The organism is Streptococcus sp. HMSC076C09 (genome assembly GCF_001837905.1).
GTDB lineage: Bacteria > Bacillota > Bacilli > Lactobacillales > Streptococcaceae > Streptococcus > Streptococcus parasanguinis_I.
Genome location: NZ_KV834647.1, coordinates 92,173 through 118,335 on the forward strand (window position 1 = coordinate 92,173; position 26,163 = coordinate 118,335).

Here is a 26,163-nt window from a genome sequence, read left to right on the forward strand (position 1 = left end):
TCACAGCGGAAAGTTTCAGTAGATGATTGAATAACTATAACGAGTATAATTTTTATAGAATTTATTAGATTTGTATAAAAGAACAGCTTATCTCCACTTTCAGATCCTCGTGACGGCGAGGATCTTTTCTTTTAGTGGTTAGTAATGCTTTGATTGATTTCTTGGACTTGTTTTTTGTAAAAATGATAAGAGACCAACCAGATGATCACATAAACGAGGGTGAATTCGACAATGAGCGAGAGGTAAAATCCTAGTCGTGCTGGGAACCAGCCGGCCAAGGTAGCTAGGGGAATAAAGCCAAGTAACATGAGTAGGTAATGGCTCAAAGTAGCCCGCAAGAGGCTCCAGTCTTTTTGAAAGAGGAGACTTCCCAAGCTAAAGAGGACCCCAATCGCACCCCAAACGAGGACGCAATAGAGCATGACCAGTGAGCCGTGAACATGATGCAAGAACATCCAGCGGCCGACTGCAGAGTTGGGACTTAAGGGAAGGTACAACTCTGCTGAGAAGTGGTAGGAAAAGAAGATGGATAGGATGAGCCCGATGAGAATCCCTTTTAGGGCGTCAGAAAATGATTGTTTTAGCATGATAATTTCTCCTTAATGGCTTTTAAATAACGACGGGAGGAGTAGGTCAGGCTCCCATTTTTAAGATGGATTTGAACCGATCCTCCACTAGTGAAGTGCAGGTGATCGATTTCTTTTGTGTTGATAATTTCAGATTGGGAAATTTTGAGAAAGAAGGTCGGTAAGTCTTCAGATAGTTGATAGAGTGGTCCAGTCAGGATAAATTGATCTGTCATGGTCTCACCAATCACTTGCCGATTTTCAATGTAAAAACGTTGGAATAGCTGGCTTTCGATCAGGTAAGCCTCCCCATCCTTTTTGGCACGTAAGCGCCCTTTTTGATCCAATTCTTCCACAAAGTCACGGATTCTCTCTACACGCGTAGATAGTGTAGGTGCTGTAATCGTCACCGCTTCTTCTTGGAAGTGGGAATCAATGTGTACTTCTACTTTCATAAGATATTTTCTCCCTCCTTAGGTAAAGTCGGTTAGCCTGCTAGCCCGGCTCCTTCTTTACACTACTATTAAACACTTTTTCCAAAGGGAAGACAAGGGGATTTGTTTATGTGGTCATTTTCTTTGCCTATGCGGTTTTTAGGGAAGAAGATGGGGCTAGCCTCCATTTTTTAAGAAAGGGAGTCCTGTGGATCTGTGGTATAATAGAGCTACATGTATCGGTGAAAAAAGGTAAAGGAGCAGCTATGTCACAGATTATTGAATTGCCAGAAGTCCTAGCCAACCAGATTGCGGCAGGTGAAGTAATTGAACGACCTGCTAGTGTGGTAAAGGAATTGGTTGAAAACTCGATCGATGCTGGAGCTAGCCAGATCGTCGTTGAAATCGAAGAAGCAGGATTGAAGTCGATTCGGATCACAGACAATGGGGAAGGAATTGCGCATGATGAGGTCGCTCTGGCCCTTCGTCGACATGCGACCAGTAAGATCAAGAATCAAGCGGATCTTTTTCGCATTCGAACCCTTGGTTTTCGTGGCGAGGCCATGCCTTCCATTGCTTCTGTTAGTATTCTAACCCTTCTAACGGCTCAAGAAGGAGCTGCCCACGGGACCAAATTGGTCGCAAAGGGTGGTGAAATTGAGGAATTGGAGCCAGCGACAAGCCCTGTCGGGACCAAGATTACAGTAGAAGATCTCTTTTTTAATACCCCTGCTCGTCTCAAGTATTTAAAGAGCCAGCAGGCAGAGCTGTCCCATATCGTAGATATTCTCAACCGCTTGAGTTTGGCCCATCCTGAGATTGCCTTTACCTTGATCAATGATGGAAAAGAAATGACCAAAACAGCGGGGACTGGCAATCTCCGGCAAGCGATTGCGGGTGTCTATGGCCTTGCGTCTGCTAAGAAGATGGTGGCCATTGAAAATCGTGACCTAGATTTTGAAGTGACGGGCTTTGTGTCTTTGCCTGAATTGACTCGTGCCAATCGCAATTACATCAGTCTCTTTATCAACGGCCGTTACATCAAGAATTTCTTGCTCAATCGAGCTATTTTAGACGGCTACGGCAGTAAACTCATGGTGGGGCGCTTTCCGCTCGCGATCATTAATATCCAGATAGACCCTTACTTAGCGGATGTCAATGTTCACCCGACCAAGCAAGAGGTTCGTATCTCCAAAGAACGAGAACTGATGGCCTTGATTTCCCAAGCGATTGCGAATGCTTTGAAAGAGCAGGACCTGATTCCGGATGCTCTAGAAAATCTAGCCAAGTCGACCATTCGCCGAACAGAAAAGCCAGTACAGACGACCCTGCCTTTAAAGGAAAACCGCCTCTATTATGATCGAGAAAGTCAAGATTTCAAACTTCGACCAGAAGTGGCAGATCCTCAACTGCCTCTAGCAGATGAGACTGCTACTGAAGCTAGAATCCAAGAAAACCCAGTAGAAAAACCGACAAGTGCGATCAAGTTTGCGGAAAGAAAGACTGTGGTTTATGATGAACTGGATCACCCAGAGTTGGATCTGGCTAGTCTAGACAAGGCCTATGATAAGTTGGATGGGGAAGAACATTCGACCTTCCCAGAGTTAGAATATTTTGGTCAGATGCATGGAACCTATCTCTTTGCCCAAGGAAATGGGGGCCTTTATATCATTGACCAGCACGCGGCTCAAGAGCGGGTCAAATACGAAGAATACCGGGAGAGTATCGGGGATGTGGACGGCAGTCAACAACAACTGCTAGTGCCTTATATCTTTGAATTCCCTACAGACGATCTGATCCGCCTGCAACAGCGCAAGCACCTCTTAGAAGAAGTGGGCGTCTATTTAGAAGAATACGGAGCCAACCAGTTGATCTTACGGGAGCATCCGATCTGGATGAAGGAAGAAGAGATCGAGTCGGGCATCTATGAAATGTGTGATATGCTCCTTTTGACCAAGGAAGTGTCCATCAAGAAATACCGGGCTGAGTTGGCCATCATGATGTCTTGCAAACGCTCCATCAAGGCCAACCACACACTGGACGATTACTCGGCACGGGATCTGATCTACCAATTGTCCCAATGTGACAACCCTTATAACTGCCCTCACGGTCGTCCGGTCTTGGTTAACTTTACCAAGTCAGATATGGAAAAGATGTTCCGACGCATTCAGGAAAATCACACCAGTTTACGGGAATTGGGCAAATATTAATCAAACAATAAAGGAAGATTATGTACGAATACATTAAAGGAATCTTAACAAAAATCACCGCCAAATACATCGTGGTAGAAACAGCTGGAATAGGCTATCTCTTGCATGTGGCCAATCCCTATGCCTACTCTGGCAAAATGAATCAAGAGGTACAAGTCTACCTGCACCAAGTGGTCCGTGAAGATGCCCACCTTCTTTATGGTTTTGCAACCGAAGAAGAGAAACAGCTCTTTTTAAACTTGATCTCAGTCTCTGGGATTGGACCTGTCTCAGCTTTGGCTATCATTGCTGCAGATGACAATGCAGGCCTTGTCCAAGCCATCGAAAGCAAGAACATCACCTACTTGACCAAGTTTCCGAAGATCGGTAAGAAAACAGCCCAACAGATGGTTTTGGACCTAGAAGGTAAGATCAATCTTGATCTAGAAGATGCACCGGCTCAGTCCAAAGCCAAAGTTGCAGAAGAAAACCAAGCCCTTGAAGAAGCCATGGAAGCCATGTTGGCATTGGGCTACAAGGCAACGGAACTCAAGAAAATCAAGAAATTCTTTGAAGGAACTTCTGATACTGCTGAAAACTACATCAAGTCTGCCCTGAAGATGTTGGTCAAATAGGAGGTTCCTATGCCAAAACGTTGTGGCTGGGTCAAAATGACCAATCCGCTCTATGTAGCCTACCACGATGAAGAATGGGGTCGGCCCCTCCATGATGACCAGGCCCTTTTTGAGTTGCTCTGTATGGAGACTTATCAGGCCGGTCTATCTTGGGAAACGGTGCTCAATAAACGTCAAGCTTTCCGTGAGGCTTTTCATAGCTACCACCTTCAAGGTGTTGCAGACATGACGGACGAGGAGCTGGAAGCTTTGTTAGACAATCCAGCCATTATTCGAAATCGAGCGAAGATCTTTGCGACACGGGCCAACGCCCAGGCCTTTTTACAAGTCCAGGCGAAATTCGGCTCTTTTGATGCCTATCTCTGGTCTTTTGTTGAGGGGAAAACCATCAACAATGATGTCCCGGATTACAGTCAAGCACCAGCGAAGACAGCTCTTTCTGAGAAGCTAGCCAAGGACCTCAAAAAGCGTGGTTTTAAGTTCACCGGACCAGTCGCAGTTTTATCCTACCTACAAGCAGCAGGATTGGTTGATGACCATGAGAATGATTGTGAATGGAAAAGTGGAAATAAGTAACTTTAGATGACTAGAACATCAGAGAATATAGAAAAAGAGAGTGGGACAGAAATCGGTAATTCGTTAGAATTCGATTTCGTCGTCCCACCTCCGCACAGTTGAGTAGGGCTGTAAAAGCTGATGAAATCAGCGTAGTAGAGCCCACTCAACCACTGCGTCTTGCTCGACAATCCAAAGATAAATAAGAGGCTAGGACTTTTGTCCCAGCCTCTTATTTGTTATAGTCAAAGCGAATGACTTGCTCCGTTGCATCTACATGGGCGTGGACTCCGAAGGGGACAATTGCTCTTGGAGTTGCATGTCCGACATTCAGATTATAGACAATCGGGATATTGCTATCAATGATATCCAATAGTGCTTCTTTATAGTCGTCATAGAAAGTTTCATCCATAGGTTTTCCGACCAAGAGTCCACTGATGACCGCGAATATGCCCGTGGCCTTTAAAGTCTGCAACATCTTTTTGAAGTCGTCAGGATTAGTCTTTTCTTCGCTAGTTTCTAGCAAGAGGATCTTTCCTTCCCAGTCTGACAAGTCAGGGAAAAGTTTGTATTTTTGGCAGAGGTCCGTGCTGTCTGCGTGTAAAGAGTTGTCAAAAATATCATAGAGAGACTCAAGACAACCACCGAGGATTTCTCCCTCAAACTGAGCATTGCCTTGTAACAAGTCAAAACCTGTATTTGCGTGGCTGACACGAGGTGTTCCCAAGGCTTTGGGACTAAAATCAGTCCGTTCCTCATACCAAACGTTACTAGGGCGAATTTCTGAGATTTTTCCAGTCTCAATCAATTCTTTAAAGTAGTGGCGGCTATATGGCAACATTTCTTTGTCTAACTCACAAATGTCTGCTAAAAAGGATTGCCCGTAAAAAGTCTTGATTCCTAGTTTATGCAACATGAGATGGTTCATAGTCGTATCCGAGAAGCCAAGAAAAATCTTTTGTTTGATGACCTTTTGTAGTTGGTCATTTTCAAAAAGATAAGGTAGCAAGCGATAGGTATCGTTTCCACCGATGGCACATAGGATCATGTCGATACCATCATCAGAAAATGCCTGAATCAAATCCTCTGCACGAGCTTCGGGATGTTCTTTGATAAAGTCTAAGCCTTTTAGTGAATGAGGTAAAAAGATAGGATTGAGTCCGAGGTCTTTGAGTCGTTGGACTCCCAAGTCCACTTCGTGCTTGACAAAGTCCTCTCCGATAATCCCACTAGATAAACTTATAATACCAATAGTAGAAACCATATCTCATCCTCCTAGAAATAAATTGATGCTATTGTATCACAAAAAATGAGGGGAAACAACAAGAATTAGAGCCAGAAGAAGGCTTTTAGATCAAGAAAGAAGTAAAAAAGCAACCGCTCGATATGGTTGCTTCAGAATATAGATAAGCTCTATCAACAATAGAAAATAGCCCTTTAGAAGTTGATTGCCACATAGTTAAAACTCTTGGGAATGTTGATGTAATAGTGTTTCTAAGAATTTTTCACTTTATACTCTAAAAGAAAAAGATTGAAGAAAGTTGTCCAAAATGGACTTTATCTTCAATCTGTTTTTTAAATAATTTAGGAAATTGTGTTAAAATGAAATGAAAATTACGAATAGTATAAGTGGAGGCGTTATGAAAGCAGAGATCATTGCAGTGGGAACCGAAATTCTCACAGGACAGATTGTCAATACCAATGCGCAATTCTTGTCTGAAAAATTAGCTAGTTTAGGGATTGATGTCTATTATCATGTGGCGGTAGGAGACAATGAAGGTCGTCTCTTCTCGACCATTGAGACAGCTTCAAAACGCAGTGATTTGGTGATTTTATGTGGTGGACTTGGGCCAACAGAGGATGATTTGACCAAGCAAACCCTTGCTAAGTTTTTAGGGAAAGAACTGGTTTTTGATCCGACAGCGCTTGCCAAACTCGACACCTTCTTTGCAAGTCGCCCTGATTATGTCCGGACGCCCAATAATGAGCGACAAGCACAATTGATTGCCGGTTCAATCCCCCTTCAAAACCGTACAGGTCTCGCGGTTGGAGGTTTGATTGAAGTCAATGGTGTGACCTATGTCGTTCTACCTGGTCCACCAAGTGAGTTAAAACCCATGGTCAATGAACAATTGGTGCCTCATTTGACAACAGGGGAAGAGCTTTTTTCAAGAGTCTTGCGCTTCTTTGGGATTGGGGAAAGCCAGCTAGTTACGATCCTAGCAGATATCATTGAAAAGCAGAGTGATCCGACGGTTGCCCCTTATGCCAAGACGGGAGAAGTAACCTTGCGTCTATCTACAAAGGCGAAGGATCAAGCCTCAGCGGATGCTAAGCTCGATGTCTTAGAAAAGGAAATCTTATCCCGTCATACTCTGGATCATCAACCCTTGCAAGAGTTGTTTTACGGTTATGGAGATGACAATTCGATGGCCAAGGTTGCCTTTGATCTCTTGAAAGGGACTGGTAAGACCATTACAGCTGCAGAAAGCCTGACGGCTGGCCTGTTCCAAGCGACTTTGGCAGATTTTTCAGGGGCGTCCAGCATCTTCGCGGGTGGTTTTGTCACCTATAGTTTGGAAGAAAAAAGCAAGATGTTGTCTATTCCAGCTCAAGAGTTAGAGCAACATGGAGTGGTGTCTCATTTTACAGCTCAAGCCATGGCTTCACAGGCCCGTAAGTTAACAGGATCCGATTATGGTGTTAGCCTGACCGGAGTTGCGGGGCCAGATAGTCTAGAAGGGCACCCAGCAGGGACCGTCTTTATCGGACTTGCGACTCCAAATGGAGTGGATAGTGTCCAAGTCAATATCGCCGGACGTAGCCGAGCTGATGTCCGCGAAATTGCAGTCCTTCATGCCTTTAATTTGGTGCGCTTGGCTGTATTAAATGGTGAAAATTTGGTATAATGAAGCTTGTGCCAAATGAAGAATAATTCTAAAGATGGATAGGAAATGTGCCTTTCAAAGGACGGAAAACGTCAGTGAGTTGCATGTATTTCCTGTATAGCAAAAACATAGGAGAAAAGAATGGCGAAAAAACAGAAAAAATTAGATGATATCTCTAAGAAATTTGGAGACGAGCGTGAAAAAGCGCTCAACGATGCCCTGAAGTTAATCGAAAAAGACTTTGGTAAAGGATCCATCATGCGTTTGGGTGAACGCGCAGAGCAAAAAGTTCAAGTCATGAGCTCTGGTTCCTTGGCGCTTGATATTGCCTTGGGTGCTGGTGGTTATCCAAAAGGTCGGATCATCGAAATCTATGGTCCAGAATCATCTGGTAAAACAACCGTTGCCCTCCATGCAGTAGCGCAAGCACAGAAAGAAGGAGGCATTGCTGCCTTTATCGATGCCGAGCATGCCTTGGACCCATCTTATGCTGCAGCTCTTGGGGTTAATATTGATGAACTCCTCTTGTCTCAACCAGACTCAGGAGAACAAGGACTTGAAATTGCTGGTAAATTGATTGACTCTGGTGCCGTTGATTTGGTCGTTATCGACTCTGTTGCGGCCTTGGTCCCACGCGCAGAAATCGATGGCGATATCGGGGATAGCCACGTTGGTTTGCAAGCGCGGATGATGAGCCAAGCGATGCGTAAGCTTGGAGCTTCTATTAACAAGACCAAGACCATTGCTATCTTTATCAACCAATTGCGTGAAAAAGTTGGGGTCATGTTTGGGAACCCTGAAACCACACCTGGTGGTCGTGCCCTGAAATTCTACGCTTCTGTCCGTCTAGATGTTCGTGGAAATACTCAAATCAAGGGGACTGGGGACCAAAAAGATACCAACGTTGGTAAGGAAACCAAGATCAAGGTTGTGAAGAACAAGGTAGCTCCACCATTCAAAGAAGCCATGGTTGAAATCATGTACGGGGAAGGAATTTCACGTACAGGTGAATTGGTGAAGATTGCAACAGATTTGGATATCATCCAAAAAGCGGGTGCGTGGTACTCCTATAATGGCGAAAAAATTGGTCAAGGATCTGAAAATGCTAAGAAATTCTTGGCTGACCACCCAGAAATTTTTGACGAAATCGACCACAAGGTTCGGGTTCATTTTGGTTTGATCGAAGAAGACGAAGCAGTGAAAACCCTTGATAAAACTGAAGAAGCAGCTCCTGTCGTAGAAGAAGTAACTCTAGATTTAGATGACGCGATTGAAATTGAAGATTAATTTTTTTCAAAATAGGTCGCTAGACTGATGGTTTTTGTGTTATAATTTAATACGATAGTATTATCGTGTAGCGAAAGGAGTGCATGCATGATTAAAATTTATACAGTGTCAAGTTGCACCAGCTGTAAAAAAGCAAAGACTTGGCTCAACGCTCATCAGCTAACCTATAAAGAACAAAACCTCGGTAAGGAAGGGATCACCAAAGAAGAATTATTGGATATCCTTACAAAGACTGAAAATGGAGTGGCAAGTATTGTCTCTTCAAAAAATCGATACGCTAAAAATCTAGGAGTGGACATTGAAGACTTGAGTGTCAATGAAGTCATTGACATCATCATGGAAACACCTCGTATTCTTAAAAGTCCGATCTTGGTAGATGACAAACGTCTCCAAGTGGGCTACAAAGAAGACGATATTCGTGCCTTCTTGCCACGATCAGTTCGAAATGTAGAAAATGCAGAAGCGCGGATGCGTGCAGCTCTTTAAAGTGATTGAAAATCAGAAACAATTTGTTTCTGATTTTTTCTTGTTAAAAATCGGAATGAAAAGCAGTTTACTGCACCATTTTACGAAATCTATGATACAATATTTTAGAAAACAATAACTAGTAAGGAATGGAAAATGAAAAGGAAAATCTTCTTATTGGGTGCACTTGCCTTGTGTTTGACAGGATGTGGTCAAAAAAAGCAAGTGAAAACGCCAACCTCAAGTGAGCAAAAGGCAATCCAAGCAAAAGCAGAACAGCTACAAAAGGATAATAAGAGTATCTTACAAAAAGCTGAAGAAAATAAGGTCATCACTAGAACCTTTGTTTTTCCAAAAGATGACAAGGGGACACAACAGACGCAAATCGTCACCTATGTGGGGAATACCTTTAAAAAGTTGGAGACCATCAATGTGACGGCAACCGATGAGGAGTTGAAAAAAGGGATCCAACAGGTTGGAGTCGAGGAAGCACAAAAGCAATTGAGAGAATCCTTTAACAAGGACGATGCCTTTAAGGAAGCTTTGACAGTGCCAGGTTTCACAGCTGATTTGACCTTGGAAAACGAGAATGAATACAAGGTAACCATCACCTATGATTTTGAAGCAATGGATGTGAAGAAGGCTGAAGGCATGACCTACTTCAAAAACAATCACTTACCAGAGTTGTTGAAGCTGACACCGAGTCAATTTGCGGACAATCTCATCAATGCTGGAGCAAGTGAGCAAAAATAAAAAAACAGTTTAACTGAAATAGCTCAAAAATGCTTGAAAAAGCTGTAAAATCAAGGGCTTGACCGTTGTGGAAAACTCTTGATTATGGTATAATAGTAATATTCTAAGGAAAGAGGGTGTTCTTGTGGGATTTACAGATGAAACAGTACGTTTTAATCTTGATGATTCAAATCGTAAGGAAATTAGCGAGACCTTGAAAGATGTTTACTTGTCACTGGATGAAAAAGGCTACAATCCAATTAATCAAATCGTAGGATACGTACTCAGTGGTGATCCTGCCTATGTACCTCGTTATAATAATGCACGGAACCAAATTCGTAAATATGAACGAGACGAGATCGTGGAAGAATTGGTACGTTATTATTTGAAAGGGCAAGGAATAGACCTCTAATGAGAATTATGGGATTGGATGTTGGCTCAAAGACTGTCGGGGTTGCTGTGAGTGATCCTCTCGGTTTTACAGCTCAGGGTCTTGAAATCATCCAAATCGATGAAGACAAAAAAGAATTCGGTTTGGAGCGCTTAGCCGAATTAGTAGCTCAATACAAGGTGGACCGTTTTGTTGTGGGCTTGCCGAAAAACATGAACAATACCAGCGGACCACGTGTGGAAGCCAGTCAGGCTTACGGCACGATGATTGCTGATAAGTTTGGGTTGCCAGTCGACTACCAAGACGAACGGTTGACGACAGTTGCTGCAGAGCGGATGTTGATCGAGCAAGCAGATATTAGCCGTAGCAAACGCAAAAAAGTTATTGATAAGCTAGCGGCACAGCTCATTTTACAAAATTATTTAGATCGTAATTTTTAGAAAGAAAACGAGGAAGAATAGTATGGCACATGATCATAACCACGACCATGAAGAACGTGAATTAATCACATTGGTGGATGAACAAGGAAATGAAACCTTGTTTGAAATTCTTTTGACCATCGATGGCAAAGAAGAGTTTGGAAAGAACTATGTCCTTTTGATCCCTGCAAATGCAGAAGAAGATGAAAACGGCGAAGTTGAAATCCAAGCTTATTCATTTACAGAAAACGAAGACGGAACAGAAGGCGACCTTCAACCAATCCCAGAAGACTCAGATGCAGAATGGGATATGATCGAAGAAGTCTTCAACAGCTTTATGGAGGAGTGATACAGTCTGGGAGACTGTATCACCTCAACTCCTAGAAACTAGAAAGAGTTGAAACATCCAGTGGATGTTTTTAGCCTTGCGCTAGAAATGAAGACCGCAAGTAAGTCCGGTGGATGTTTTTAGCCCTGCTTTAAGAAGCAAGAAAAAGCAGGAAGTCCGATGGACTTGCTGTAAAAATGAGAACGAAATAACTACAAAGGAAAGGAGCGCAAACGTCAGAAGAGGTTTTGTCGCTTTTTTCTTTTAGGAGGAAGATGTGAATAAGATTGAGCAATGGATGAATAGTCGGATCGGTCTGAATTTTCGATCGGGACTGGATCGTATGGAGAAGGCAGTGAGCCTTTTAGGAAGGCCGGATAAGGCTTATCCGATCCTTCATGTGACAGGAACCAATGGGAAGGGATCCACAATCGCCTTTCTGCGTCAATTGTTGATGGCTCATGGGAAGAAGGTTGGGACCTTTACTTCTCCTCATATGATCAGTATCCATGATCGGATTTGTATTGGGGATCAGCCGATTTCAGATGAAGATTTTACTCGGATTGGCCAAGAAGTCCAACAAATGGAGCAGACCTTGCTTCAAACCCAGGACCAACTCTCTTATTTTGAGATTATCTGCCTCATGGCCCTCTTGTATTTTAAGGAACAAGCTGTGGACGTGGTCTTATTGGAAGTTGGTATCGGTGGGCTTCTAGATACCACCAACGTAGTGACGGGAGAGATCGCAGTGATCACTTCGGTTGGCCTGGATCACCAGGAAACACTGGGAGGGACGATTGCAGAAATCGCCCAGCAAAAGGCAGGAATCTTTAAGAAGGGCAAGAAGGCTGTTGTGGGCCCTTTGCCTGCTGAGGCTACAGCTGTTTGTCAAGACAGAGCCGAGCAATTGGATGTGGATCTCTACGCCTTCCAGAACGATTTTGGCTTAGAGCAGGATCGTTTTTGGAATGAAAACGTGGAACTTGTCTTGCCGTCTCTGGGTTTGAAGGGTGATTACCAACGGGAAAATGCTGCAGTAGCTTTGGAGGCCTTTTTCCTCTATATGGAGGGCCTAGATGAAGAAGTGGATATGGAGCAGGTCAAGCACGCCTTGCAAGAGACGCGGTGGCCGGGCCGTCTAGAGTTGTTTGGTGACCAGGTGTATCTGGATGGCGCTCATAATCCTCATGCTATGTTGCGCTTGATCGAGTTTGCCAATAGCTTAGCAGGAAAGCGCGTGAAGATTTTATTTGGAGCCCTCAAGCGAAAAGATTATAGCGGGATGCTCCAAACGCTTCAAGCGGGATTGCCAGAAGCTGAATTGATTTTGACAACCTTCCATTACGGGGAAGTGGTGGCACAAGGTGACCGACAAGACTTGCCCTATGTAGCTGACTACAAGGCCTATATCAAAGAGTTTATGGATCAGAGTCCTTCAGATGAGGTTTTATTTGTGACAGGTTCCTTGTATTTTATTGCAGAAGTAAGGGCATTTTTATTAGAGGGGTAAACAATTGACCTAAAGACTTTCTTGGCGTATACTGGTGGTAGATAGTATACGGTTATGGCGAAAGGAGCCGATCTTAATGAAAAAAATCATGTCTATACTGACCTTGGCAGTAGCCCTTTTCCTGACTGCTTGTAGCCAGCAAGAACAAACGCCAAAAGCCTCAAGTAGCGCTAGCTCACATTCATCTGAGACAGTGGCTTCGACCAGTGAAAAGTCAGAGCAAGGGGTGTCCATAGATGGCAGTTATCGTGGACAGGACGAGGAAAATACGATCCTCTTGGTGGTGACGGGTCGAAAAGGCACGTTTACGGTGCAAGATGCTGATGGAGAAGAAGAGACCAAAGAGGTCAGTATTGATCCGGTCAATCAATCCATGCGTATCGGGGATGAACCCTATCGCTATCGGATCGAAGGGAATCAGTTGTCGCTAGAAGATCTGGAGCAAGCAGAGGATGATCAAGGGATTATCGTTTTAACCAAGCAATAAGGGACGAAACAAGAGAGAGTGGGACAGAAATCGGTAATTCGTTAGAATTCGATTTCGTCGTCCCACCTCCGCACAGTTGAGTAGGGCTGTAAAAGCTGATGAAATCAGCGTAGTAGAGCCCACTCAACCACTGCGTCTTGCTCGACAATCCAAAGAAAATTGAGAGGCTAGGATTTTTGTCCCACTCTCTTTTTGTTTGTCTAGAAGGGGCTTGGTTGGTCGTTGCAACGGGTAAAAAGAATTGGTATACTAGTAGAAAGAAAAAAAGGAGGATGCTGTGACCTTTCGAAAATTACGTCTATTAATGTCCAAATATGGATTTAGTATTTTGTTTATGGGCTTTGAACTATGGGCATCCTTTGCGGCCTTCTTCTGGCTTAATAGATGGTTCCCTCATTGGCTATCTGTTGCAGTCATTGGGCTCTTATATGTGTCGACAATCTTAGCTATTGTTAATCGAAATACCCCGCCTGAAAATAAGGTGACCTGGCTCTTGATTGCCGTCATTCCTGTCTTTGGATCGCTTTTATACCTCATGTTTGGAGAGCGGCGTTTGTCCAAAAAGGAAATGATCCAGCTGAAAAATATGGAGTCCATGAAGTTTCGAGAGGACAATAGTCATCAGTTGGGTAAGGAGCTCAAGCAAGAAAGCAAGGCAGTTTATGGCTTGGTCAAGTCGATTTTGTCCATGGACCACAATGCGGATCTCTACAATGGGACGGCGTCAACCTTTTATCCTCTAGGAGAGGACATGTATGCGCAACTACTAGAGGATCTGAGAGCGGCGAAAAAATTTATCTTCATCGAGTTTTACATCATTGATGAGGGCTTGATGTGGAACAGTATCCTAGAGATTTTAGAGCAGAAAGTGAAAGATGGGGTCGAAGTCAAACTCCTTTATGACGATATCGGCTGTATGGCGACCTTGGCAGGGAACTATACCAAACGGTTGCGAAAGATGGGAATTGATGCCCATAAATTTAACAAGGTGATCCCCCGTCTAACAGTGGCATATAACAACCGAGACCACCGCAAGATTCTGGTCATTGATGGGCAGATCGGCTATACGGGTGGTGTCAATTTGGCAGACGAGTACATCAACCACATTGAGCGGTTTGGTCACTGGAAGGACAGTGCCATCCGTTTAGATGGACGAGCTGTTAAGGCCTTAACGCGACTCTTCCTCATGAACTGGTACATCAACCGTGGGGAAATCGAGGATTTTGACCGCTACCATATTGAAAATAAGGCGGTCGAAGGAGAAGGGCTCTACATTCCCTATGGGAGTGGACCAAAGCCGATTTACAAGTCGCAGGTCGGAAAGACGGTTTATCAAAATATGATCAACCAAGCGACGGATTACGTCTATATCACGACTCCTTACTTGATCATCGATTATGATTTGACAGAAGATATCCGCAATGCGGCCCTTCGTGGGGTGGATGTTCGCATCGTGACCCCGCATATTCCGGATAAAAAATTGATCCAAATTGTTACGCGTGGGGCTTACTTGGATCTGATGGATGCTGGTGTGAAAATCTATGAGTACACGCCTGGTTTTGTCCACAGTAAGCAAGTTCTTGCCGATGATGAAATGGCGGTTGTAGGGTCGATTAACTTTGATTACCGCAGTCTGGTCCATCACTATGAAAATGCGGTTTGGATGTATCGGACGCCTGCTCTGAAAGAGATTCGGGCGGATTTTGACCACATCTTTGAAGTATCCCAAGAAATCACGGAAGATACCTTCCGCTTTACATGGCACCAAAGCTTAATCAAGGAAATTATGCAATTGTTCGCACCGATGTTGTAATAGGTGTGGGAATACAGAAGAAAGAGTCAGAAGCTGAGAGATCTGACTCTTTTTCCATAGGACTATGTGGCAAGAGGCTGACATGGTCGGCAGAATTTGGTATACTAGAGAAGATAATGAGCTTTTTTCTAAAAGGAAAAGCAGAGGAATAGTGAAGAAAAGGAAAAAGAATGAGCGAAAAAGAGCAAGAAATGACTTCGAAAAAATTAGGGATTCATGTGGGAGATAGTTTCCAGGATACACGTGAAATTCGCGAAGTGCTGGATAAATCGATTTTTCGTGAAGAAGAACCGACTCATAGCCAGCAGGCAGAAGTCTTGGAGGAGCCGGTTGCAATGGAGGTATCAGAGTCCATTAGTGATACCAAGCCAGAAGCAGTAGCAGAACCTACACAAGAATCGGAACAGGAAGCGGAGCAAACGCTCAGTCGGATGAGTCGTCGTTCCCGTAAGGCGGGAGTTGAAGCGACAAAAGCGGAAGCATCTAAGGTAGAAGAGGATACGGAAGAGCTAGAAGCAGATGTGGCAGTTGAGCAGATCCGTCGTCAATCCAAGCGTCCAGTGCCCCTAGCGATTCCTTTTGTATTGAGTCTCTTGATTAGTTTGCTGCATGTCGGGGTCCCATTTTTGACCCGTTTTGCAACCGATCAGCAATCTCAAAACTTGTATGCTGGCTGGGCAATGACCAAAGGTCAAGTCCCGTTTGGTGATTTTTACGGAACCAATGGTCTTCTCTATTATGCGATCAACTGGTTGGGAAGTTTAGCTGGTGGACATTGGATCTTGATGATCCTCCAAGCGATTGCCCTCTTCTTTGCGGGTACTTATCTCTATCGGGTTGTGCGCCTGTTGGTGTCTGATAAAGATACAGCGAAGAATGTCCAGCTACTCTTTTATTTCTTGGTGCTAGGCCTTGGTTTTGGAGGGACTTATGTGACCTTGTTTAGCCTTCCAATCCTATTTGCCAGCATGAATTTCATTTTGGCTTATCTGATTGGGCATCGTAAGGACGAAGGCTTTATCCTTTACGGTGCGATTGCGGCCGTGGCTTTCTTGATTGATCCGATGACCAGTGCCCTGTTTTATTTATTGGCCTTCCTTGGTTTAACAGCCTTTAATATCAAGCAGAAGAGATGGGCGCGTGGTTTTTATCAACTGTTGGCAGCTCTCCTTGGTTTTTCACTCGTCTTTTATCCAATTGGCTATATCACCGTTTTGAATCAGACTTTTGGTTATGCCATTAACCAAGTGACCTATGTCTTTAATGCCTTGAATTTTAGCAATGGACAGACCTTCAGTAATGCCATTTATTATGGACTGTTGGCGCTCGCCTTTGGTCTGGTCTCTGCCTTTTTGATGTCCTTTACGAAGCAAAATAGCAGTGCTCGCCGGATCTTCCGCTTTATGGGATGGGCAGGTAGCTTGGTGGTCCTCATCGTGTCGATTGGTCTTCCTGAACAGGGAGCTTACCAATTGTTACCGATGTTGCCATTTGTTCTTCCTTTGTTTGCGATCTGGTTCTCACGAGATGGGGAAGAAAACGATGGGATCGAACGTCGTGGTCGGAAGAAGAAAAACAAGGAAGTTTGGGCCGCTTACTTTACGAGCCAAGTTTTCTTACCGCTAGTAGCCCTTGTCTATCTGTTGGCGAATCCGGTGGTTCAAGATGTTGTGCTTCAGTCTGGTCAATCGAGTGAACGGAGCGCTATTGCTAGCTACATTCATAACCATAGTAAGGCCAAAGATACCATCTATGCTTGGGATACGACAGCTATTCTCTATCAAGAAAGTGATCGTTTGGCAGCTTCTGCCTTATTGACCCCGACTTCTTATCTGGGGATTAATGAAAACCGGACAAATGTAACCCAACAAATCGATCGGTCTGAACCCAAGTATATTGTGGTCAATAATCAGGTAGAATTGACCTCCAAAATGAAGGACTTGCTCAAAGAAAATTATCGTCTCGTTGAGAAGAAATACCGTCATTTCAAACTCTATCAACGCTCTTAAGAAAATCAATATCTTGTGCTTTAGAAAGTTTTTTATAAAATTTTCCACAAGATATTGATTTTTATTTTTGGAGTGGTATAATACAACTTGTATGTAAATAAATGAAGAGAGGCATGTTTGGTATGATCACCTTGAGAGAAGAAAAACTGAGAATGGCCCCGGATATTTTTGTTGAAAAACGAGATGGCCGCCGTGTTCAATTCGATGTTGAAAAAATTTATAAAGCCTTGTTGAAGGCGACAGAAGAAGTGACTTCTCTCACTCCTGTGCTGGAAGCCAAGCTAGAAACCATTGTCGATCGCGTGATTGCAGAGATCTTGGAACGTTTTCCAAATGGTGTGAAGATCTATGAGATCCAAAATGTCGTCGAACATGAATTGCTTCAAGCCAATGAATATGCCATCGCAGAGAGCTATATTACTTATCGGACGCAGCGGGATTTTGAGCGCTCAAAAGCAACGGATATCAACTTTACGATTGGAAAACTCCTTAATAAGGACCAAGCGGTTGTCAATGAAAATGCCAATAAGGACAGCGATGTCTTTAATACGCAACGGGATTTGACGGCGGGGATTGTTGGTAAGTCTATTGGTCTCAAAATGTTGCCCAAACACGTAGCCAATGCCCATCAAAAAGGGGACATCCACTACCATGATTTGGACTATAGCCCTTATACACCGATGACCAATTGCTGTTTGATCGATTTTGAAGGCATGCTCAGAAATGGCTTTAAGATCGGGAATGCAGAAGTCGAAAGTCCTAAGTCTATCCAAACTGCAACGGCACAAATCTCGCAGATTATTGCCAATGTGGCCTCTAGTCAGTATGGTGGCTGTTCAGCAGACCGGATCGATGAAGTCTTGGCCCCTTATGCAGAAAAGAACTACCAAAAACACTTAGCGGATGCCAAAGAGTGGGTACTTCCTGAAAAGCAAGAGGACTATGCTTGGAGTAAGACTCAAAAAGACATCTATGATGCCATGCAATCGCTAGAATATGAGATCAATACCCTCTTTACTTCAAACGGGCAAACTCCTTTCACTTCGCTTGGTTTTGGTCTTGGAACCAATCGCTTCGAGCGGGAAATCCAAAAGGCGATCTTGGAAATTAGAATCAAGGGACTTGGATCGGAACATCGGACAGCTATCTTTCCAAAACTGATCTTTACCCTCAAGCGGGGGCTCAACCTAGAACCTGGAACCCCTAACTATGATATCAAGCAATTGGCTTTGGAATGTGCTACGAAACGCATGTATCCAGATGTCCTCTCTTATGACAAGATTGTCGAATTGACAGGCTCCTTCAAGGTGCCCATGGGGTGTCGCTCTTTCCTTCAAGGTTGGAAGGACGAGAATGGTGTGGAAGTCAATTCTGGCCGGATGAACCTAGGGGTTGTGACGGTCAATTTACCTCGGATTGCCTTGGAATCGGGCGGAGACAAGGAGAAATTCTGGCAAATCTTTAATGAACGGATGAACATCGCTGAAGATGCCTTGGTTTACCGGGTGGAACGCACCAAAGAAGCGACACCAGCCAATGCACCGATTCTCTACCAGTATGGCGCTTTCGGAAAACGCTTGGGCAAATATGACCAGGTAGATCAGCTCTTCCGTCATCGCAGAGCAACCGTATCTCTTGGCTATATCGGACTCTATGAAGTTGCAACCGTCTTTTATGGTCCAAATTGGGAACACAATCCAGAAGCCAAACAATTCACGATCGATATCATCAAGGATATGAAAGCGCGCGTGGAAGAATGGTCTGACCAGTATGATTACCACTTCTCTATTTATTCAACACCGTCAGAAAGCTTGACAGACCGCTTCTGTCGCTTGGATACGGAGAAATTTGGGAAGGTCCCGGATATCACAGACAAGGAATACTACACCAATAGTTTCCACTACGATGTTCGTAAGAACCCAACGCCATTTGAGAAGTTGGATTTTGAAAAAGTTTATCCTGAAGCGGGAGCTTCTGGTGGCTTTATCCACTATTGTGAATACCCTGTGCTCCAACAAAATCCAAAAGCCCTTGAAGCGGTTTGGGATTATGCCTATGACCGGGTCGGTTATCTCGGAACTAATACGCCGATTGACCGTTGTTACAAGTGTGATTTTGAGGGAGACTTCACGCCGACTGAGCGCGGATTTGCTTGTCCAAACTGTGGCAATAGCGATCCGAAAACGGTTGATGTGGTCAAACGGACCTGTGGTTATCTAGGAAACCCGCAAGCTCGTCCGATGGTCAATGGCCGTCATAAGGAAATCGCTGCGCGTGTCAAACACATGAATGGATCCACTATCAAATCAGCTGGACACCAAGTGACAGATTAGAAAAGGACATTATGGGAAAATACCAATTAGATGATAAGGGTAAGGCTCAGGTTCAACGATTCCATGAGAAGCATTCAAAGGGTGGAATCAATAAAAAAGACCGAGTAGCTAGCCTGAGAGAACAATTTTTAAATAAGAATAAGAAAAAATAAAGGTGAGAATTTTCGCTTCATATTGAAGATGGAATTCTCTTTTGAGACTTTCCTTGGGTGGGTACGGACGTCAGCGAACTTCTACGAAGTTCCATGACTAATTATTGAGCCTAAGGTCTCAATAATTCCGGATGCCTGAAACTTGTTGGTTTCAGGCATTTTTCCCACGGCGGAAAGTCTCAGTAGATTCTTGAAAAAGTTTAATAAATAAGCGTCACCTTATTGTTTCAGTATTTATTAACTCATTTTATTAAAAATATTTGTTTATATTGTGAAGTGAGAGTTCGCTCTCGCTTTTCTCGTATGGGGAGGGGAATATGGAACTACGCAGACCAAGATTAGCAGATAAAGAAACAGTTTTAGAGATGATGGCAGAGTTTGAAGAGACCCAGTCGGCCCACGACGGCGGCTTTTGGGATGCTGAGAACTTTGATTATGAGGAGTGGCTAGAAACTAACCTTAATAAAGAAATGGGAATAAACTTGCCTGAAAATCGCGTTCCATCAATTCAGTTCGTATTGTTTGATAAATCAGGTCATGCTTTAGGTTTTTTGAATCTACGGCTGAGACTAAATGAGGGATTGCTGAATTATGCTGGTCATATTGGCTACTCCATCCGTCCCTCGGAAAGAGGCAAGGGTTATGCCAAGGAGGCTCTCCGTCAAGGTTTGCAAGTAGCTAAAGAAAAGAACATCCATCGTGCTCTGGTGACTTGTAGCACGGAAAATCCTGCCAGCCGAGCGGTTATCTTAGCTAATGGCGGTCAATTTGAAGATGTTCGAAATGGAACGGAGCGTTATTGGATAGAAGTGGAGTAGAAGGATGACATGGAATACACCTAAACCAGGTGAATGGAAGAGTGAAGAACTGAGTCAAGGGCGCATCATCGACTACAAGGCTTTTAACTTTGTCGATGGCGAAGGAGTCCGCAACTCCCTTTATGTGGCCGGCTGCATGTTTCACTGTGAGGGCTGTTACAATGTAGCGACCTGGTCTTTCAATGCAGGCATTCCTTATACACCAGAGTTGGAAGAACAGATTATGGCAGATCTTGCCCAGCCTTATGTTCAGGGATTGACCCTGCTTGGGGGGGAACCCTTTCTCAACACCGGCATCCTTCTGCCCTTGGTCAAGCGCGTGAGAAAAGAGTTGCCCGACAAAGATATTTGGTCTTGGACTGGCTACACTTGGGAAGAAATGATGCTGGAGACACCAGACAAACTAGAGCTTCTCTCACTGATTGATATTCTGGTTGATGGCCGCTATGATAAGAGCAAACGCAACCTTATGTTGCAGTTCCGAGGGTCTTCTAATCAGCGGATCATTGATGTTCAAAAATCCCTCAAAGAAGGAAAAGTCGTCATCTGGGACAAGCTCAATGACGGCAAAGAAAGTTTTGAGCAGGTCAAACGAGATGATCTTTTGTAGGATCTTCAAAAAGACCGGGTGTTTCACCCGGTTCAGATTGAAGACAGAGTCATCTTAGAAACTTTCCTTAGGTGAGTACGGACGTCAGCGAACATCGAAGAAGTTCCATGACTTAGTTTTGAACCTAAAGTTTCAAAACTCCCGAGTGCTAGAAACAATAGTGTTTCTAGCACTTTTCTCACGGCGGAAAGTTTCAGTAGATGATTGAATAAGCCTAAAAAGCATCTCATTTTAATTTGTTAGGCATTCATTAACTTGTTTGATGTAAAAAACAGTTTGTCTACATTCTCAAACCGGGTTTTTCGCCCGGTTTTTTAGATTCTCTGCATAAGTATACAAGGGATTTTTGCTTGTTTTAGAAAGCGCTTACTTTCCGAATGTCCATAACGGACAAAAAAGTGATAATTAATGCATTTTTTGCTAAAAATATGTTACAATAAATATGATTAGGACTAATTGGAGGTATTTATGTCACAAAGGAGACGGAGTCGTCGTTCAGAGCATAAGTGGGGGCAATTGCGAATCATTAATTCCGTATTGCTTATTTTTTTGCTTATGACTGCAAGTTGGGCGACCTATACCATGTTGGCCAATAACATCTTGGCTTTTCGTTATGTCAATGTTCTCGTGATTGCACTACTAGCTCTTCTCTTGCTCTTGTCAGCTTGGTTTGTGATCAAAAATCAGGCCAAAAAGACAACTTTGGTCCTGCTTCTTGTCGGTTTATTGGCTAGTTCAGGAGTTTTGTTTGCTAGTCAACAGCTGCTGAATCTGACCAGTAATGTCAATGGCCACTCTAACTATACAGAATTTGAGATGGCTGTCTATGTCAAGAAAGACAGTGACATCAAAGATATCAAAGAAATCAAGGAAGTGGTGGCACCAAAGGGCAATAATAACGAAGCCAATCTCACTGCCCTCTTGGACAACATCAAAAAGACCAAGGGTCAGGAAATTTCTGTAGTGGATGCCCCGACTTATCTAGATGCTTATAAGAGCCTGCAAGAAGGGAATGCTTCTGCTATGGTCCTCAACAGTACCTTTGAGGATACCATTGCCGCAGAAGATGCGGACTATGCGAAGAAGTTGAAGAAAATCTATTCCTACAAGGTCCGAAAAGAAGTGGCAGCGACGAGCAAGGTGTCTGCCAATGCGGATGTCTTTAACATCTATGTCAGCGGGATCGATACCTATGGTCCGGTAACCTCGGTTTCTCGTTCAGATGTCAATATCATCATGACGGTTAATCGGAAGACCAAGCAAGTCCTATTGACAACGACTCCACGGGATGCCTATGTACCGATTGCAGATGGTGGTAACAACCAGAACGATAAGTTGACCCACGCGGGGATCTACGGAGTGGATGCTTCGATCCATACCCTTGAGAATCTCTATGATATCAAGCTTAACTATTATGTTCGTCTCAATTTCACCTCCTTCCTCAAGTTGATTGACCTTCTAGGGGGGATCGATGTGGAAAATGACCAAGAATTCACGAGCCTGCATGGCAAGTTCCATTTCCCGGTTGGAAAGGTTCATTTGAATTCAGAGCAAGCCCTCGGTTTTGTTCGCGAACGCTACTCACTCCAAGGTGGCGACAATGACCGTGGGAAAAACCAAGAAAAAGTCATTGCGGCCATTATCAAAAAGTTGACCTCAACTAAGGTCTTAAGCAACTACAACGAGATTATCGGAAACCTCCAAGATTCTGTCCAAACCAATATGCAGTTGCCGACTATGATGAACTTGATCAATACCCAGTTAGAAACGGGTGGTTCTTATGAGGTGACATCTCAAGCGATTACTGGTCAAGGACGAAATGACTTGCCGTCTTATGCTATGCCTGGATCCAACCTCTATGTCATGGAGTTGGATCAAGCCAGCTTGACCAAGGCTAAGGAAACCATTCAAAAAGTAATGGAAGGAAAAGAAAAATGATTGATATCCACTCGCACATCGTCTTTGATGTGGATGATGGACCAAAGACAAGAGAAGATACACGTGCCTTATTGGAAGAAAGCTATCGCCAAGGGGTACGGACCATTATCTCCACTTCTCATCGTCGCAAGGGGATGTTTGAAACTCCAGAAGAAAAGATTTCTGAAAATTTTCAAGAAGTGAAAAAAATTGCGGCAGAAGTCGCGCCAGATTTAACGATTCATTACGGGGCAGAGATCTACTTTACCAATGATGTCTTGAAAAAACTGGAAGAAAAGATCATTCCACGTTTAGCTGAGACGCGCTTTGCGCTGATTGAATTCAGCATGGGAACACCTTACAAGGAGATCCATACGGCCTTGGACCGTTTGCTCCATCTAGGTGTGACACCGGTGGTGGCCCATATCGAGCGCTACAAGTGCTTGGAGAAAAATGAGGAGCGCGTGCAAGAGATGATTGACATGGGCTGCTACATGCAGATCAATAGTTCCAGTGTTCTCAAGCCTCGCCTCTTTGGGGATGAACAAAAACAACTCAAAAAACGAGCTCGGTACTTCTTAGAAAAAGACTTGGTGCACTTTGTGGCCAGTGATATGCACAATGTGGATAAACGACCGCCTTATATGGCAGAAGCCTATCGCTTGATCAAGGAAGAATACGGAGAACAACGAGCACAAGCTCTCTTTGTCAGCAATCAAGAACTCTTGTTAGCGGATGAATTAATCTAACCAGAAAACAGGTGGAGAGATCCACATGAAGGAGTAATTAGGAAATGAACAATCAAGAAAATCAAGCAGTGGAAATTGATGTTTTCGCTATGCTGAAGACCCTATGGAAACGCAAGTTTTCGATCGTTTTGGTCGCTCTTGTCTTTGCCATTGCAGCATTTGGCTACAGTGCCTTTTTAGCCAAGAAAGAATACCAAAGTACTAGCCGGATCTATGTGGTCAGTCGTCAAAACCAAGACAACAATGCCTTGACAAACTCTGATTTGCAGGCTGGTTCTTACTTGGTTAAGGACTACCGTGAGATCATTCTTTCTCAAAATGTCTTGAGCCAAGCCATCGAAGAATTGAAACTCGATATGACACCAGCTGAGTTGTCGAAAAAGATCAGTGTATCCGTTCCGACAGATACTCGTATCCTTTCGATCACGGCTAAGGATGGAAATCCAAAAGAAGCGGCTCGCATTGCCAATGGCCTTCGGAATGTAGCGGCTGAAAAGATCATTTCTGTGACCAAGGTGTCAGATGTTACAACCTTGGATGAAGCAGAAGTGCCTCAATCACCTTCTTCACCAAATATCCGACGCAATGTCCTTCTTGGCTTTATTGCTGGAGCAGGCCTCATGGTGGTGCTCATGGTCGTAGTAGAAGTCTTGGACGATCGTGTTAAGAGACCAGAAGATATCGAAGAGTTGATGGGCTTAACCTTGCTTGGTATTGTGCCAGATATTAAGAAACTGTAGACTGGGGATCGCATGAATACGTTAGAAATTTCAAAAAATAAATTGCAAGAAGTTCGGAAGGCAGAAGAGTACTTCAATGCCCTTGCGACGAATATCCAATTGAGTGGGGTAGACTTAAAAGTCATCGCCATCTCATCTGTTCAAGAAAATGAAGGGAAATCAACCACTTCAACCAACTTGGCCGTTGCCTTTGCGCGTGCGGGCTACAAGACCCTCTTGGTAGACTGTGATATCCGGAACTCTGTCATGACAGGGATTTTCCGTAGCCGTACTAAGATCCAAGGCTTGACCGACTTCTTATCTGGCCGTAGTCAATTGGACCAAATCTTGTATGCGACTGATTTTCCAAACTTGGATATCATCGAGTCTGGACAAGTAGCGCCAAACCCAACAGGTCTCTTGCAAAGCAAGAACTATACTGTGATGATGGATGCCCTGCGTGAGCATTTTGACTACATCATTGTCGATACGCCTCCAATCGGGGTCGTGATCGATGCGGCCATTATCGCCCAACGCTGTGATGGAACTGTCTTGATCACAGAATCTGGTGCCAACGGACGCAAGGCTGTCCAAAAGGCCAAGGATCAATTAGAACAAACAGGCACACCTTTCTTGGGAGTAGTGCTCAATAAATTTAACATTAAAGCTGCTGAGTATGGTTCATACGGTGGATATGGATCTTACGGAGAGTACGGGAAAAAGTAAAGAATAGGATTGAGGAAAATGGGAGAAGAAAGAATCGAACTGGAAAAACTAAATATTGTTCTCTTTCAAAGTTTGGCTGTCCTATTTTCAGCTTACATTGTGAGTCTTTTTAAGGATGCAGAATACACGTCGCAGACAATTGCCATTCTCTATCTCTTGCATTTTGTAGCCTTCTACATTAGCAATATTGCCTATCGTTTTTACAGCAGAGGCTATCTAGATGAGCTCTTTCAGGTCTTGAAATACAATGTATTTTTCGCTGTTGGAATCACCTTTACCTCTTTTATGCTCGACGGGGTCTTTTCCATTTCTCGTCGGGGGATGATCTACTTCTTTCTTTTCAATACGTTTTCCGTCTACATCATGGATCTCTTGCTCAAGAGATACCGGAAGTCTGTTTCACCACGGCGGAAAAGTTCGCGAAAGATTTTCCTGATTACAGCGACTAGTCGGATGGAAAAGGTATTTGATATTCTGCATTCGCCCAGCCTCTATCATGGGGAATTGATCGGTGTCACCGTCATGGACGATACGGATTTTACCCATTCGGGTGTACGGGTGGTGCAGCCGGATCAAATGATGAACTTTGTGACCAAGGAAGTGGTGGATGAAGTGTTTATCAATCTGCCAAGTGAGGACTACAATATTAGTGACTTCGTCTCGGAGTTTGAGAGTATGGGGATCGATGTATCGGTCAATCTCAATGCCTTTAACTTCGCTTCTTTGGGCAATAAACGGGTTCGAGAAGTCGGGGGACTAAGTGTCGTCACTTTCTCAACCAATTTCTACAAACCGAGCCACGTATTTGCCAAACGTCTCTTGGATATTGCGGGAGCCCTCTTTGGTCTCTTGATTTGTGGACTAGTGAGTATCGTTTTGGTCCCTCTAATCCGTAAAGATGGCGGCCCTGCCTTCTTTGTACAAAAACGGGTCGGAAAGAACGGACGGTATTTCAATTTCTATAAATTCCGCTCCATGCGCGTGGATGCCGAAGAGATTAAAAAAGATCTGATGGCGCAAAACACCATGACGGGTGGGATGTTTAAGATGGAAAACGATCCACGGGTCACACCAATCGGACGCTTTATCCGTAAGACCAGTCTGGATGAATTACCACAATTTTACAATGTGTTGATCGGTGATATGAGTCTAGTCGGAACTCGTCCTCCAACGGTAGACGAATACCAAGACTATACGCCAGCCCAAAAACGCCGACTCAGTTTCAAGCCAGGGATTACAGGCCTTTGGCAAGTGAGCGGACGCAGTGAGATTACTGATTTTGACGAAGTGGTCAAACTCGACGTTGCGTATATGGATGGTTGGACGATCTGGAGAGACATTCAGATCCTGCTCAAGACCGTGAAGGTTGTACTTAGAAAAGAAGGAGCGAAGTAGGAAAATGCCTACTTCGTCCTTTCCATGTTAGGAGAA

At 44.0% G+C, this 26,163-nt stretch carries 26 protein-coding genes; 23 read left to right on the plus strand and 3 right to left on the minus strand.

Features of this window, described 5'->3' with window-relative positions; translation table 11 throughout:
* Window positions 1-131: 131 nt before the first annotated feature.
* Window positions 132-587 carry a DUF3021 domain-containing protein gene (locus HMPREF2704_RS07360; RefSeq protein WP_070846109.1) on the minus strand — a complete coding sequence of 152 codons (456 nt, stop codon included), beginning with the start codon at window positions 585-587 and terminating at the stop codon, window positions 132-134.
* Window positions 581-1,021, minus strand: coding sequence for a LytTR family DNA-binding domain-containing protein (locus tag HMPREF2704_RS07365; protein ID WP_049482826.1), 441 nt, complete (start codon window positions 1,019-1,021; stop codon window positions 581-583). Before HMPREF2704_RS07365 ends, HMPREF2704_RS07360 begins: the two co-directional genes overlap by 7 nt.
* A gap of 245 nt (window positions 1,022-1,266) precedes the next feature.
* On the opposite strand from HMPREF2704_RS07365, the gene mutL reads away from it, so the two are divergent.
* The 3 genes from mutL to HMPREF2704_RS07380 are packed head-to-tail and all read left to right on the plus strand — an operon-like array spanning window position 1,267 to window position 4,400.
* Window positions 1,267-3,210: a DNA mismatch repair endonuclease MutL gene (mutL, locus tag HMPREF2704_RS07370; protein ID WP_070846111.1), complete on the plus strand. Its 1,944-nt coding sequence runs from the start codon at window positions 1,267-1,269 to the stop codon at window positions 3,208-3,210.
* Between the two features lie 20 nt (window positions 3,211-3,230).
* A complete protein-coding gene (ruvA, locus tag HMPREF2704_RS07375) occupies window positions 3,231-3,824 on the plus strand; it encodes a Holliday junction branch migration protein RuvA (protein ID WP_013904320.1) in 594 nt (197 codons plus the stop codon).
* Window positions 3,825-3,833: 9 nt separating this feature from the next.
* Entirely contained in the window at window positions 3,834-4,400 is a 567-nt protein-coding gene (locus tag HMPREF2704_RS07380) for a DNA-3-methyladenine glycosylase I (protein WP_049523187.1), read from the plus strand.
* Between the two features lie 211 nt (window positions 4,401-4,611).
* On the opposite strand, the gene HMPREF2704_RS07385 is transcribed toward HMPREF2704_RS07380, so the two are convergent.
* On the minus strand, window positions 4,612-5,643 hold the full coding sequence (locus HMPREF2704_RS07385) for a S66 family peptidase (RefSeq protein WP_070846112.1): 1,032 nt from the start codon (window positions 5,641-5,643) through the stop codon (window positions 4,612-4,614).
* 376 nt (window positions 5,644-6,019) lie between these two features.
* On the opposite strand from HMPREF2704_RS07385, the gene HMPREF2704_RS07390 reads away from it, so the two are divergent.
* The 20 genes from HMPREF2704_RS07390 to HMPREF2704_RS07480 all read left to right on the plus strand — a co-directional run bounded on the left by HMPREF2704_RS07390 (window position 6,020) and on the right by HMPREF2704_RS07480 (window position 26,127).
* Complete coding sequence (locus HMPREF2704_RS07390) at window positions 6,020-7,288, plus strand: competence/damage-inducible protein A (RefSeq protein WP_070464711.1); 1,269 nt, start codon at window positions 6,020-6,022, stop codon at window positions 7,286-7,288.
* Between the two features lie 120 nt (window positions 7,289-7,408).
* A complete protein-coding gene (gene recA, locus HMPREF2704_RS07395; RefSeq protein WP_024054712.1) occupies window positions 7,409-8,554 on the plus strand; it encodes a recombinase RecA in 1,146 nt (381 codons plus the stop codon).
* 87 nt (window positions 8,555-8,641) lie between these two features.
* Complete coding sequence (spx, locus tag HMPREF2704_RS07400; RefSeq protein ID WP_003009108.1) at window positions 8,642-9,040, plus strand: transcriptional regulator Spx; 399 nt, start codon at window positions 8,642-8,644, stop codon at window positions 9,038-9,040.
* Between the two features lie 135 nt (window positions 9,041-9,175).
* Window positions 9,176-9,772, plus strand: a complete 597-nt coding sequence (locus HMPREF2704_RS07405; protein WP_003009104.1) for an SP0191 family lipoprotein — start codon at window positions 9,176-9,178, stop codon at window positions 9,770-9,772.
* Between the two features lie 124 nt (window positions 9,773-9,896).
* A complete protein-coding gene (locus HMPREF2704_RS07410) occupies window positions 9,897-10,163 on the plus strand; it encodes an IreB family regulatory phosphoprotein (RefSeq protein ID WP_003002070.1) in 267 nt (88 codons plus the stop codon).
* Window positions 10,163-10,582 carry a Holliday junction resolvase RuvX gene (gene ruvX / locus HMPREF2704_RS07415; RefSeq protein ID WP_049474166.1) on the plus strand — a complete coding sequence of 140 codons (420 nt, stop codon included), beginning with the start codon at window positions 10,163-10,165 and terminating at the stop codon, window positions 10,580-10,582. The genes HMPREF2704_RS07410 and ruvX overlap by 1 nt, the downstream gene beginning before the upstream one ends.
* Window positions 10,583-10,604: 22 nt before the next feature.
* The gene (locus HMPREF2704_RS07420) at window positions 10,605-10,910 is read left to right on the plus strand and encodes a DUF1292 domain-containing protein (protein ID WP_003001941.1); all 306 of its coding nucleotides are present in this window, start codon (window positions 10,605-10,607) and stop codon (window positions 10,908-10,910) included.
* 256 nt (window positions 10,911-11,166) lie between these two features.
* A complete protein-coding gene (locus HMPREF2704_RS07425) occupies window positions 11,167-12,399 on the plus strand; it encodes a bifunctional folylpolyglutamate synthase/dihydrofolate synthase (protein ID WP_070846114.1) in 1,233 nt (410 codons plus the stop codon).
* A 76-nt stretch (window positions 12,400-12,475) separates the two neighbouring features.
* Window positions 12,476-12,886: an SP_0198 family lipoprotein gene (locus HMPREF2704_RS07430; RefSeq protein ID WP_070464705.1), complete on the plus strand. Its 411-nt coding sequence runs from the start codon at window positions 12,476-12,478 to the stop codon at window positions 12,884-12,886.
* Between the two features lie 277 nt (window positions 12,887-13,163).
* On the plus strand, window positions 13,164-14,699 hold the full coding sequence (gene cls, locus HMPREF2704_RS07435; protein WP_070464702.1) for a cardiolipin synthase: 1,536 nt from the start codon (window positions 13,164-13,166) through the stop codon (window positions 14,697-14,699).
* A 170-nt stretch (window positions 14,700-14,869) separates the two neighbouring features.
* On the plus strand, window positions 14,870-16,708 hold the full coding sequence (locus tag HMPREF2704_RS07440; RefSeq protein WP_070846116.1) for an MFS transporter: 1,839 nt from the start codon (window positions 14,870-14,872) through the stop codon (window positions 16,706-16,708).
* Between the two features lie 122 nt (window positions 16,709-16,830).
* Window positions 16,831-19,041, plus strand: coding sequence for an anaerobic ribonucleoside-triphosphate reductase (nrdD, locus tag HMPREF2704_RS07445; RefSeq protein WP_070846152.1), 2,211 nt, complete (start codon window positions 16,831-16,833; stop codon window positions 19,039-19,041).
* 11 nt (window positions 19,042-19,052) lie between these two features.
* Entirely contained in the window at window positions 19,053-19,193 is a 141-nt protein-coding gene (locus HMPREF2704_RS11255) for a hypothetical protein (protein WP_003002079.1), read from the plus strand.
* Between the two features lie 317 nt (window positions 19,194-19,510).
* On the plus strand, window positions 19,511-20,011 hold the full coding sequence (locus HMPREF2704_RS07450) for a GNAT family N-acetyltransferase (RefSeq protein WP_070846117.1): 501 nt from the start codon (window positions 19,511-19,513) through the stop codon (window positions 20,009-20,011).
* A 4-nt stretch (window positions 20,012-20,015) separates the two neighbouring features.
* Window positions 20,016-20,621 carry an anaerobic ribonucleoside-triphosphate reductase activating protein gene (gene nrdG / locus HMPREF2704_RS07455; protein WP_070846119.1) on the plus strand — a complete coding sequence of 202 codons (606 nt, stop codon included), beginning with the start codon at window positions 20,016-20,018 and terminating at the stop codon, window positions 20,619-20,621.
* 468 nt (window positions 20,622-21,089) lie between these two features.
* The gene (locus tag HMPREF2704_RS07460; RefSeq protein WP_070506017.1) at window positions 21,090-22,559 is read left to right on the plus strand and encodes an LCP family glycopolymer transferase CpsA; all 1,470 of its coding nucleotides are present in this window, start codon (window positions 21,090-21,092) and stop codon (window positions 22,557-22,559) included.
* Window positions 22,556-23,287, plus strand: coding sequence for a capsular polysaccharide biosynthesis protein Cps4B (cps4B, locus tag HMPREF2704_RS07465; protein WP_045760016.1), 732 nt, complete (start codon window positions 22,556-22,558; stop codon window positions 23,285-23,287). Before HMPREF2704_RS07460 ends, cps4B begins: the two co-directional genes overlap by 4 nt.
* A 44-nt stretch (window positions 23,288-23,331) precedes the next feature.
* Window positions 23,332-24,027: a Wzz/FepE/Etk N-terminal domain-containing protein gene (locus tag HMPREF2704_RS07470; protein WP_049472727.1), complete on the plus strand. Its 696-nt coding sequence runs from the start codon at window positions 23,332-23,334 to the stop codon at window positions 24,025-24,027.
* A gap of 12 nt (window positions 24,028-24,039) precedes the next feature.
* The gene (locus tag HMPREF2704_RS07475) at window positions 24,040-24,732 is read left to right on the plus strand and encodes a tyrosine-protein kinase (RefSeq protein WP_070846121.1); all 693 of its coding nucleotides are present in this window, start codon (window positions 24,040-24,042) and stop codon (window positions 24,730-24,732) included.
* Window positions 24,733-24,750: 18 nt separating this feature from the next.
* Window positions 24,751-26,127 (plus strand): sugar transferase, encoded by a 1,377-nt coding sequence (locus tag HMPREF2704_RS07480; RefSeq protein ID WP_049492609.1) that lies wholly within the window; start codon window positions 24,751-24,753, stop codon window positions 26,125-26,127.
* Window positions 26,128-26,163: the final 36 nt, after the last annotated feature.